Origin of the sequence: Sulfurimonas sp. C5 (assembly GCF_029872055.1) — a bacterium.
GTDB lineage: Bacteria > Campylobacterota > Campylobacteria > Campylobacterales > Sulfurimonadaceae > Sulfurimonas.
Window position 1 is genome coordinate 1 of record NZ_JARXNQ010000012.1, and the last position, 10,557, is coordinate 10,557.

General features: G+C 34.4%; 12 protein-coding genes. 4 read left to right on the top strand and 8 right to left on the bottom strand.

Features of this window, described 5'->3' with window-relative positions; translation table 11 throughout:
• The 4 genes from P6N22_RS10485 to glmM all read right to left on the bottom strand — a co-directional run.
• The coding region (locus P6N22_RS10485) for an ATP-dependent Clp protease proteolytic subunit (RefSeq protein ID WP_280332777.1) at positions 1 to 158 on the bottom strand (158 nt) is incomplete at its 3' end.
• Between the two features lies 1 nt (position 159).
• Entirely contained in the window at positions 160 to 1,458 is a 1,299-nt protein-coding gene (tig, locus tag P6N22_RS10490) for a trigger factor (protein WP_280332758.1), read from the bottom strand.
• Positions 1,459 to 1,521: 63 nt separating this feature from the next.
• A complete protein-coding gene (lspA, locus tag P6N22_RS10495; RefSeq protein ID WP_280332760.1) occupies positions 1,522 to 1,980 on the bottom strand; it encodes a signal peptidase II in 459 nt (152 codons plus the stop codon).
• On the bottom strand, positions 1,973 to 3,316 hold the full coding sequence (gene glmM / locus P6N22_RS10500) for a phosphoglucosamine mutase (protein WP_348542142.1): 1,344 nt from the start codon (positions 3,314 to 3,316) through the stop codon (positions 1,973 to 1,975). Before glmM ends, lspA begins: the two co-directional genes overlap by 8 nt.
• Positions 3,317 to 3,882: 566 nt before the next feature.
• On the opposite strand from glmM, the gene rpsT reads away from it, so the two are divergent.
• Entirely contained in the window at positions 3,883 to 4,143 is a 261-nt protein-coding gene (gene rpsT / locus P6N22_RS10505; protein ID WP_280332762.1) for a 30S ribosomal protein S20, read from the top strand.
• A 12-nt stretch (positions 4,144 to 4,155) separates the two neighbouring features.
• Positions 4,156 to 5,223, top strand: a complete 1,068-nt coding sequence (prfA, locus tag P6N22_RS10510) for a peptide chain release factor 1 (protein WP_280332764.1) — start codon at positions 4,156 to 4,158, stop codon at positions 5,221 to 5,223.
• On the opposite strand, the gene dapF is transcribed toward prfA, so the two are convergent.
• Genes dapF through P6N22_RS10525 form a run of 3 tightly spaced genes read right to left on the bottom strand, consistent with a single transcriptional unit; the run spans position 5,220 to position 7,119 of the window.
• Positions 5,220 to 5,981, bottom strand: a complete 762-nt coding sequence (dapF, locus tag P6N22_RS10515) for a diaminopimelate epimerase (protein WP_280332766.1) — start codon at positions 5,979 to 5,981, stop codon at positions 5,220 to 5,222. The genes prfA and dapF overlap by 4 nt on opposite strands.
• Positions 5,978 to 6,574 (bottom strand): dephospho-CoA kinase, encoded by a 597-nt coding sequence (coaE, locus tag P6N22_RS10520; RefSeq protein ID WP_280332767.1) that lies wholly within the window; start codon positions 6,572 to 6,574, stop codon positions 5,978 to 5,980. The genes dapF and coaE overlap by 4 nt, the downstream gene beginning before the upstream one ends.
• Positions 6,574 to 7,119, bottom strand: coding sequence for a spermidine synthase (locus tag P6N22_RS10525; RefSeq protein ID WP_280332769.1), 546 nt, complete (start codon positions 7,117 to 7,119; stop codon positions 6,574 to 6,576). The genes coaE and P6N22_RS10525 overlap by 1 nt, the downstream gene beginning before the upstream one ends.
• Before the next feature lie 167 nt (positions 7,120 to 7,286).
• Between P6N22_RS10525 and P6N22_RS10530 the strand changes: the two genes are divergently transcribed.
• Both P6N22_RS10530 and purM read left to right on the top strand, forming a co-directional pair.
• Positions 7,287 to 7,484: a DUF2892 domain-containing protein gene (locus P6N22_RS10530; RefSeq protein ID WP_280332771.1), complete on the top strand. Its 198-nt coding sequence runs from the start codon at positions 7,287 to 7,289 to the stop codon at positions 7,482 to 7,484.
• Between the two features lie 2 nt (positions 7,485 to 7,486).
• Entirely contained in the window at positions 7,487 to 8,485 is a 999-nt protein-coding gene (purM, locus tag P6N22_RS10535; RefSeq protein ID WP_280332773.1) for a phosphoribosylformylglycinamidine cyclo-ligase, read from the top strand.
• A gap of 280 nt (positions 8,486 to 8,765) precedes the next feature.
• Here purM and P6N22_RS10540 read toward each other — a convergent pair whose 3' ends face one another.
• Positions 8,766 to 10,025, bottom strand: a complete 1,260-nt coding sequence (locus P6N22_RS10540; protein WP_280332775.1) for an outer membrane protein transport protein — start codon at positions 10,023 to 10,025, stop codon at positions 8,766 to 8,768.
• Positions 10,026 to 10,557: the final 532 nt, after the last annotated feature.

The following is a 10,557-nucleotide window of genomic DNA, read 5'->3' on the forward strand; positions in this document are numbered from 1 at the left end:
GCTTCTAAAAAAAGAAGTTGTGCTACGATTGTTGAAGCTACTGCGTCGTTCACTTCTCCGCTTAGCATTACGATTCTGTCTTTTAATAATCTTGAATAGATATCGTAGCTTCTCTCGCCTCGTCCAGTTTTCTCAATTACGTATGGAATATAACTCATCTTACTCTTCTATTTTTTTATTTAATAAAGTTGATAATACTCTATCTTCGATCATAGACATTTGAATTGCTGGTAAATATCCTGCATCTTTGTAGTGATCATAAACTTTTTGTGGATCTTGACCCGATTGCATAGCTTCAAAATAAATTGTTTGCATTAACTCTTGCTCGTTAACAGCAACACCCATATTTTGTGCTAAAGCATCAATGATAAATGTAGCTTTTACACTTCTTTGTGCTTCATCACGGAAAGTTTCACGTAATGCTTCTAATTTATCGCCATTTTCACGAAGATCTTTAATCTCATCTTCGCTCATCTCTCTTGCTTTATTGTTAAGAGCCATATCAATTTCTTGCTCAACAACGAAATCTGGTAAATCAAATGTTAAAGAATCAACAAGTTTTTCTAGTAATTTTGGTTTTAAATCTTCATTGTAAAGTTTAGCAAGTTCATCTTGTTCCATAGCTTTTTTAAGCTCAGCGTTAAGTTTTTCTAGGCTAGCTTCTTCATCACCTGGAAGGAATTTTTTTGCTAATTCGTCATCAATTTCAACTTCACCTTTTACTTTAATGTCGTTTACTTTAACTTTGAACATAGCTGGTTTACCAGCAAGTTTTTCAGAACCGTAATTTTCTGGGAAAGTTACGTTAATTTCAACTTCTTCATCACGTTTTACACCGATAAGTTGATCTTCGAAACCTGGAATGAAATGTCCGCTACCAAGTAATAAAGCGTGATCTTTAGCAGCTCCACCTTCAAATGCTTCACCATCAATAAAACCTTCGAAATCGATAACAGCAGTATCACCCTCTTTCATTTTACGGTTACGCTTAATGCTCTCTAGTGGTGCTTGACCCTCAGCAAGTTCTTTAAGTCTAGCCTCAACGTCTTTATCTTTGATTTCCGGTTTTTTGAAATCTGGGATACATGCATCTACATCACCAACTTCAATTGTTGGACGCATTGCAACTTTGATCGCAACTTCGATCTTATCGTCAGTCTTGTCAAATTTAGAAATTGTAGGCTCACCGATTAGCTCTTCATTTTTTATTCCAAGTTCATCTAAACCTTGGCTAAGAACTTGACGTAGAGATTCTGACTCTGCATCTTCTACAAGTTTTTGTCCATATTGTTGTTTTACAACTGCTACAGGAACTTTTCCTTTTCTAAACCCTTGAATGTTAGCAGTTTTAGAAAGTTGCTTTGCTATTTTTTCAACATTAGCATTTACCTCATCCATAGAGATAGTTGCTGAAATTTCAGCATTAGCACCATTAATTTTGTTTGACTTGATATCCATCAATTTCCTTTGTACTATTATGTTATTTTGAGCAATAATACCAAAAATGTACTTGTATTATAATTAATTTTTGCATATAGCTGGTTTGAGGTTTAAAATTAACAGCCAGACAACCCCTATATCAATGATTACATCGGCAAAATTAAATACGGCAAAATCAAACCCACAATGCCAATAAACCATGTCCACAACACCACCGTGGATGAACCTGTCATATACATTTGAAAGTGCTCCTCCAAGGATCAAACCCGCAGGTAATGCATAACAAAGCTTACGTAAGTAGATGACATAAACAAATACACCCAGAACCAATACGGCCTGAATATATTTGAGATATTCACCTATAAATGCAAACATAGAAAATGCTACACCTTTGTTATAGACCAAGATAAAATCTATACAATCAGTGTAATAACGAAATCCCTCTACAAAAACAGTTTTAATGTTCTGATCAATGATAAAAATCCCGGCAATACTGAAAAGTAGTATTGCTAAAAGTCTGAAATTATGATTTTTATCCATTGAGTGCTTTTTGGAAGAATGATGACAATTCATCCATTCTTTGCTCCATTAATTTTGCATCACTTGCTTCAAGCAAAAGACGTAATTTATTCTCTGTACCACTATATCTGATAAGATGACGGATATTCTCTTTCTCTAAATTACTAAGCACTTCATCTAAACCGGCTATCTCTTCTAACGGTTTTTTCTCTTTAACATTTAAATTAACCAATTTTTGAGGGTATAGACTAAATGGACGCAGTACTTTCGATGCTTCTGTTTTTTTAGAGATAATTAGTGCCAGAACCTGTAATGCCGTTACCAGCCCATCTCCAGTTTTTGCGAAATCATTCATAATTACATGTCCGCTTTGTTCACCGCCAAAGTTAATTCCCTCTTTGTGCATGATCTCTAAAACATGCTTATCACCAACATTTGATCTAAACAGTTGCATTCCATGTGATTGCATAAAATCATCTAAAGCACCATTACTCATAACCGTTGCAACGATACCTTTTCCTTTTAAGCAGCCTTTTTCGCGTAAAAATAACCCTAAAGCACCTAAAAGCTGATCACCATCAACCACTTCTCCCTCTTCATCTACTACAACAAGTCTGTCAGCATCGCCATCTAAAGCAATTCCAAGATCCGCTCTGTATTTAATCACATGTTCTTTAAGATCTTTCGTATGAAGTGCTCCACAGTGATCGTTAATATTAAAACCGTTTGGCTCATTGTGTAAAACTATTACATCGGCACCAAGTTCTTCCAAAACTGTTGGTCCCACTTTATATGCCGCACCGTTTGCAGTATCTAGGACTATTCTCATCCCCTGAAGTGTCATTTCAACAGGAAATGAATTTTTCAACTGAACAATATAGCGTCCGATAACATCATCGATTCTTTTTGCTTTTCCGATCGCTTTGCCAGTAACTTGAGCTTCTTTTATTTTTTCATCATTGAAATAAATCGCTTCTATCTCTTTTTCTACATCACTTGAAAACTTATCTCCACGTGCATCAAAGAACTTAATTCCATTATCTTCAAAAGAGTTATGAGAAGCAGAGATCATAATTCCGGCATCACAACGCATATTTTCAGTAATAAATGCAATAGCAGGAGTAGGCATAGGACCTACTTGAATAACATCATATCCTACTGCTGTAAGACCGCATACAATAGCATTTTCGATCATATAGCCACTTTTACGAGTATCTTTTCCTACTAAGATCTTATTTGTAACTGATTTTTCTTTTAGGTAAATTCCCGCAGCCATTGCAACACGCATCGCCACTTCTGCACTTAAAAAACTGCCTGCCTCACCTCTTACACCATCTGTCCCAAATAATTTCATCATATGCTACATCATCCTTCATCTAAAATATATATTTATTCTGTATAATTTCACAAGTAAGAAAACTACAATCTGTTTTTTTACCTTTAAAATTACTACATAGTTAAACTTTTATCTATAAATAAGCTCAAAACTTAGATATTTTAACATCACTTAACTTAATTTTAATTATTTTTAAGGTAAAATTTCGCACTTAAATTTCCAATGAAGGATAAAATAAATGGCAAATCACAAGTCATCAGTTAAGAGAATTCGCCAAACTATCGTTCGTACAGAGCGNCATCGCCACTTCTGCACTTAAAAAACTGCCTGCCTCACCTCTTACACCATCTGTCCCAAATAATTTCATCATATGCTACATCATCCTTCATCTAAAATATATATTTATTCTGTATAATTTCACAAGTAAGAAAACTACAATCTGTTTTTTTACCTTTAAAATTACTACATAGTTAAACTTTTATCTATAAATAAGCTCAAAACTTAGATATTTTAACATCACTTAACTTAATTTTAATTATTTTTAAGGTAAAATTTCGCACTTAAATTTCCAATGAAGGATAAAATAAATGGCAAATCACAAGTCATCAGTTAAGAGAATTCGCCAAACTATCGTTCGTACAGAGCGTAATCGTTTTTATAGAACTCGTCTTAAAAATATTGTTAAAGATGTTCGTGCTGCAATCGACGCAGGGAACAAAGAAGAAGCTGCTACTGCATTAAAAGTAGCTAACCAACAAATCCACAAATTTGTAAGCAAAGGTATTCTTAAAAAAGAAACTGCTGCTAGAAAAGTAAGCCGTCTACACAAAGCTGTAAACGCACTATAAGGCTAACTCCCTATGTTAGCAGATAAACTTACTCCGTTTATCAATCGCTATAATGAACTTAGCGACCTGCTAAGTTCACCTGATATCACTTCTGACATCAAAAAGATGACAGAGCTCTCAAAAGAACAATCTTCACTTTCACCAATAGTTGAAAAAGCAAAAGAGTATAAAGCACTTATTCAAGAGATTGCAGATTCTAAAGAGATGTTAGCTGATCCAGAAATGATGGATATGGCAAAAGAGGAGCTGCGTGAGCTTGAACCTCAAGTACCTGTTTTAGAAGAAGATATCAAAATGCTTATGCTTCCTAAAGATCCGAATGATGATAGAAATATCATTATAGAGCTTCGTGCTGGAGCTGGTGGAGATGAAGCAGCTATCTTTGTTGGAGATATGTTTAATGCATATACTCGTTATGCAGAGCTCAGAGACTGGAAAATTGAGATTATGGATACGTCAGCTTCAGAAGCTGGTGGATACAAAGAAATTGTAGCTCTTATCAAAGGTGAGCAGGTTTATAGTAGATTGAAATATGAAGGTGGAACACACCGTGTACAACGTGTTCCGGCAACAGAATCTCAAGGACGTGTACATACATCGGCAATTACGGTTGCGATTATGCCTGAGGTTGATGACGTTGAAGTTCAGATTAATGAAAATGATCTAAAAATCGATGTTATGCGTTCAAGTGGTTGTGGTGGTCAGTCAGTAAATACAACAGACTCTGCTGTTCGTATTACTCACTTACCGACTGGTATTGTAGTAACAAACCAGGATCAAAAATCGCAACACAAAAATAAAGAAAAAGCGATGAAAGTTCTTAAATCTCGTCTTTATGAGATTCAGATGCAAGAACAGCAATCAGCAAATGCAGCTGAACGTGCTGCACAAGTGGGGACAGGTGACAGAAGTGGACGTATTCGTACATACAACTATCCTCAAAACCGTATTAGTGATCACAGAATCAATTTAACTCTTTATAGATTAAATGAAATTATGAGTGGTGGTCTTTTTGATGAGATCATCGATCCGCTAATCGCAGATACACAAGCTAAAATCGTTGAGGCAGCTGGGCTTTAAATATCCCAGTTTGTCTCAAACGTTTTTTTAACTCTTCCTTTAAACGTAATAGTTTTCCCGTTAAAACCTAAATATAAAGTATCTTTACTTGTAGGATATACCTCTATATTGTTTTGTACTTTTTCTTCTAAGAATGCTCTGTAAAAACAAGCAGACATTCCTGTACCGCAAGCAAGTGTTTCATCTTCTACACCGCGTTCATACGTTCTAACAAACATATTTCCCTTTGGAGTAATACAACAAATATTTACATTCGCATTATATTTATGTCTCAGCTCACGTGCTTCTAAAATATCAAAGTGTTCTACATTGTCTTGCAAACAAATAAGATGAGGCACTCCTGTATTGATTAGCCACCAAACTTTACCATTATGTTCAATATTGCGATCTATAATCTCAGGCGGTGTCAACTCACTTAAAACCATTCCAGATTTTTCACTGTTATCACTTACTTCTGCATTGATAACACCGGCACCTGTTAAAAAAGACATTTTTTCAGGCGCTAAGTTATTATTGTAAGCATAATGAGCACATGCACGGCTTCCGTTACCGCACATATCGGCATGTGAACCGTCAGAGTTATAAAATTCCCATTCAAAATCATATGTATCGTGTGGAACTACAACAATTAAACCATCAGCACCTATACCGTCTTGGCGATGGCATAACTCACGAGCAAGTTCATTTCTCTCTTTTTTTACACTATCGTGAAATATAACAAAGTCATTCCCGTTTGCACTGTATTTTGCTATTTTCATAGGTATATCTCCTTTATCTTCTCTACAAACTGTTCTACTTCATTTTGCAGGTGTTTTAAATCTTTTGAGTTGTCTATAATCCAGGTTGCACGTTTTCTTTTCTCTTCTATTGGAAGTTGAGAAGCTATTCTTCTACGGGATTCCTCTTCAGAGTACCCATTACGCTTCATAAAACGATCTAATTGAATATCGGCAGGAGTATAAACTACAACACTGTCTTTTATATCGTAATTATTGTTCTCAAAGAAAAGGGGGATGTCTATTAAATAAGGGAATTTAAAACTATCTTGTTTTTCACTTTGTCTTTCGATCTCTTCTTTGATCTTTGGATGTAAAAAATCTTCAAGTGTTTTCTTTGCCTCAGGTGTTGCAAATATATAAGAGCCTAGTTTTGCTCTATCAACTTTACCATTGGCTTTTAAATATTCTTCTCCAAAAGTCTCTTTCACCCAAGGAGAAGATTCATCTAAAATTTTATGAGCAATGCTGTCGGCATCTATTACACGCATACCGTTTAAAGCTAATAGGGAAGCAACTGTGCTCTTACCAGTTGCAATCCCTCCTGTTAGTGCTATAGCATATTCAAATGCCATCAGTTTTTAATAATTCCTAAATAGGTTTTACGAACATTGTTACCCATTGCAAAAGCTGCAGGATGAACATCTGAGTTGTAATAGTCTAAATTATCTAGCATATCTGCACGATGCAAAATAATATCTGCCGTTGGATGATACGCTTTAGAAGCTAAAAGAGCAGTCTCACATGTTCCAAGGTTATAAGGCATAATTATTTTTGCATATTTACCTAAAATTTCCATCATTTGTTTGTTAGCTTCCACATCATCCAATGACGGGTGTTTTGTAACTAACAGTCCCTCTTCATTTAAAACACGGTTATAGTGTGCAAGTACTGCAGCATCACTCTCTAATTCTGAAATAACAACATCGTAACCATTTTCAGCAGCATCTCTTAAAAGATTCATATTCGCCGAAATAACATCACAGTCGATTCCATCGTGTTTCTCAATTTCTCCTACCATTGCACTAGCATTATCACTGATAATAAGTACCTTTTTCGGATCTTTGTGTGTACATAAAGGGATATGTACCATCATTTCATTATAAATAAATTCTTTCATTATTCATTATTCCTTTTTTATTTAAACTTATTAGATAGTTCTAAGGGACTTTTTCTCGTTTAGAGTTATCTAATAAGTTGTTTAACCTGCCCGCGATTTTATCTACTTTTGGATTAATTTTACTTAATATTGATATAATTACAAAATATTTAAGCTAAAGGTATAAAATGGACTTAAACAAAGTTAGAAATTTTTGTAGAGTGTTTCGTATAGTTGTAGGACTAGCACTTATCATAACGGCTATTATTTTAAATAATGGATGGTTTTATTTGGGTCTTATTCCTCTGATCGCAGGTATCGTTAACTTTTGTCCTCTTTGTATCATTACAAAAAAATGTGATTTACCACAAGAGAAACAGGAATAGATATGAGTCAGATTTCTTATAAAGATGCAGGTGTAGATATTGATGCTGGAAACAGCTTTGTTGAAAATATCAAGCCATTAGTAAAAGCTACTAAAGTTGAAGGTGTTATTGGTGGTATCGGTTCGTTTGCAGGTGCATTTGAATTACCAAAAGGGTTTCGTGAACCTGTAATGCTTGCAGCTACAGATGGTGTAGGTACAAAACTGAAATTAGCGATTGACAGTGGTATTCACAATACTGTTGGAATCGATCTAGTTGCAATGTGTGTAAACGATTTAATTTGTAACTTTGGTACACCGTCATTTTTCTTAGACTACTACGCTACCGGAAAACTTGATGTGAATATTGCGACTAATGTTGTAGCAGGTATTGCTGAGGGTTGTAAACAGAGTGAATGTGCGCTAATCGGTGGAGAAACTGCTGAGATGCCTGGTATGTATTCTGAAGATGATTACGATCTAGCAGGTTTTGCAGTTGGTGTAGCCGAAAAATCTGAGATGGATAGAGTATCTCTAGTAAAAGCAGGTCATAAACTAATTGCTCTTCCATCATCAGGATTGCACTCAAACGGTTTTTCATTAGCCAGAAAAGTACTGTTTGAGAAAATGGGAATGAAGTTTGAAGATGATTTTAACGGTAAACCATTAATTGAAACTCTTTTAACGCCTACACAAATCTATGTAAAAACATTTAAAGCACTTAAAAATGAGATCGTAGCGATGGCACACATTACAGGTGGAGGTATCGTTGAAAACCTTCCTCGTGTACTTCCTGAGAACTTAATGGCAGAAATCAAACAAGATGCTATCAAAGTGCTACCTATCTTTGAATTAATGTCTGAACACGTTGCACGTGATGAGATGTTCAGAGCATTTAACATGGGTGTAGGTATGATCCTAGTTGTAGAAGAAAAAGATGTAGAGAAAGTTTTAGCTACTGCTGAAGGTTCTTACCTTATCGGTGAGGTCAAAGAAGGCCAAAGAGAAGCTAAACTCGTATAATCTTAAGAAAAACCTTTTAAAAGGTTTTTCTCTTGCCATCTAATAATAACTTTCCATATTCAATACTTCAATAATAGTCTTTTAACAGTAATAACACATCTTTGCAAAATTATTATTTTTCTATTAGGACTCATAACTTACAAAGTAGTCAAGAGCTATATAGTATTTTATTAGCTTCAAGTTTTAATTGATTTAGAAATTTATATGATTTATAAAAAGAAAAAGAAAGGTCACCCATAAAGGGTGACGTAAAGATAAGGAGAATCTTCGCTAGCTAAAATTAGAAAGCAAAGTTAACTTGTGCACTAACACCTTGTTGGCTGTGTCTTACACTAGTTGTCATATCAGACATACTTACCATACTTGGCATAGTCATAAGTGTTTGGTCTGTTTCTGGAGCATATGTATATGCTAAGTCTACTGAAGTAACATCACTAATGTTAAATGTTGCACCAACTGCATAATGAGATTCAACAACAGCAGGGAAACCTAATAGGTTAAACATGTTAATTGCATTTCCACCAAATGAAGTCATGTTCATACCACCAGCCATGAATTGTGCTAAAGTCATAGCACCAGCATCTTTAATAGGATTGCTTGCATGATTGTAACCTAATCTTAATGCAAATGAATCAGTTTTGTACTCATAACCTACTGCAATAACACTTTGATCATCCCATTTAAAATCTTTATAACCTTCTGCATCTGACCATTTGATTTTTTTATAATCGATAGCAATTGTACTTTCACCCATTGCATAAGAAGCACCAACTCCGATTTCAGCTGGAGTAGAAAGTTTATCACTCATAGGAAGTGGGAAAATACCTTGATCAACAAAAGCTTGCGTTGCACCAGATAATTGTCCAGTGTATTCCATATCGATTCTAGATTTATAAACAGCACCAACAGTTAAACCAGAATTTTCGTAAGCAAGACCTACACTATACCCAAATGCTAAATCTTGTGCTACACCTGCACCATTTACACCACTAGATACATTAGCATCCATATCATAATTAATATCTAAAGCACCATATTGTAGAATTGGAGTTACTGCAACACTAAAGTTATCCATTTTATATGCTAAAGGCACACCAAATTGCATAATTTGAAGATTTGTAACCATTTGCATTGTACCAACGTTTGCAGTAAGCATATCTCTGTAATCAGTACCCATACCAGCAGTACCCCAAATACCAATACCAGCATAAAAATTATCAGTAACTTTAGAAGCAATAGAAACTTCAGGAATCACATTCATGTCAGCTTTACTTTTTGCTTCACCAACACCTGTAAGACCTACATGTACATTTGGCATAAATAAAGTACCACCAAAAGAAATTTCAGTATTTTTAACAGAAGTGATTAATGCAGGGTTCACTAATGCAGATTCTGCACCGTGAGACATACCAATACCAGTTCCAGCCATACCACGAGCTTTTGCACCCATACCGATTAAAGTCGAACCATTTGTAGCAAACGCAGATGTTGCACCTAAAGCTAAAGCAGCTACTACTGCTAATTTGATTGTTTTTTTCATTTTCTCCCCTTAAGAGCTTTTAAATACAGAAACATGGATTTGTTTCAATTGCAAGCATTATATTTGATCAAATTTTAACTAAACCTTAATAAAAAAAGCTCTCATATTACAAAAAATTATAAAAGGAATTAAAGATCAACTTATTATTTGAAATAATGTACTTTGTTATAAATATATATTATTAAAAGTAGAAAAAAACAAAAAATATTAACTTTATTTATAGAATTTATCAAAAAAGTAAAAAAAAAGTTATAAAACAGATTTGTGATAAAATTTATACAATGTGAATATTTGTAACATTTTTATCACAATTAACACATATTAAACATGAAATAACTATATGGTAATAAGAACGTAATAAACGAGTTGTAAAGGTAAAATATTCTAAAAAATCAATGTAATTAAATAGAACAAACGTAATATAGATGAATTAAATAAGATGATTGAAAAGTTAAATTGAGTGATTATTTTGAAAAGAATGAATCTGATCGAACTAGGCAGCGACCTACGTTTCCACTCTTGCAAAGAGCAG

What these genes read in the sequence shown, in the direction of transcription:
- tig (WP_280332758.1), bottom strand. Translation starts at nt 1,458, where the DNA reads ATGGATATCAAGTCAAACAAAATTAATGGTGCTAATGCTGAAATTTCA.
- lspA (WP_280332760.1), bottom strand. Translation starts at nt 1,980, where the DNA reads ATGGATAAAAATCATAATTTCAGACTTTTAGCAATACTACTTTTCAGT.
- glmM (WP_348542142.1), bottom strand. Translation starts at nt 3,316, where the DNA reads ATGATGAAATTATTTGGGACAGATGGTGTAAGAGGTGAGGCAGGCAGT.
- rpsT (WP_280332762.1), top strand. Translation starts at nt 3,883, where the DNA reads ATGGCAAATCACAAGTCATCAGTTAAGAGAATTCGCCAAACTATCGTT.
- prfA (WP_280332764.1), top strand. Translation starts at nt 4,156, where the DNA reads ATGTTAGCAGATAAACTTACTCCGTTTATCAATCGCTATAATGAACTT.
- dapF (WP_280332766.1), bottom strand. Translation starts at nt 5,981, where the DNA reads ATGAAAATAGCAAAATACAGTGCAAACGGGAATGACTTTGTTATATTT.
- coaE (WP_280332767.1), bottom strand. Translation starts at nt 6,574, where the DNA reads ATGGCATTTGAATATGCTATAGCACTAACAGGAGGGATTGCAACTGGT.
- P6N22_RS10525 (WP_280332769.1), bottom strand. Translation starts at nt 7,119, where the DNA reads ATGAAAGAATTTATTTATAATGAAATGATGGTACATATCCCTTTATGT.
- P6N22_RS10530 (WP_280332771.1), top strand. Translation starts at nt 7,287, where the DNA reads ATGGACTTAAACAAAGTTAGAAATTTTTGTAGAGTGTTTCGTATAGTT.
- purM (WP_280332773.1), top strand. Translation starts at nt 7,487, where the DNA reads ATGAGTCAGATTTCTTATAAAGATGCAGGTGTAGATATTGATGCTGGA.
- P6N22_RS10540 (WP_280332775.1), bottom strand. Translation starts at nt 10,025, where the DNA reads ATGAAAAAAACAATCAAATTAGCAGTAGTAGCTGCTTTAGCTTTAGGT.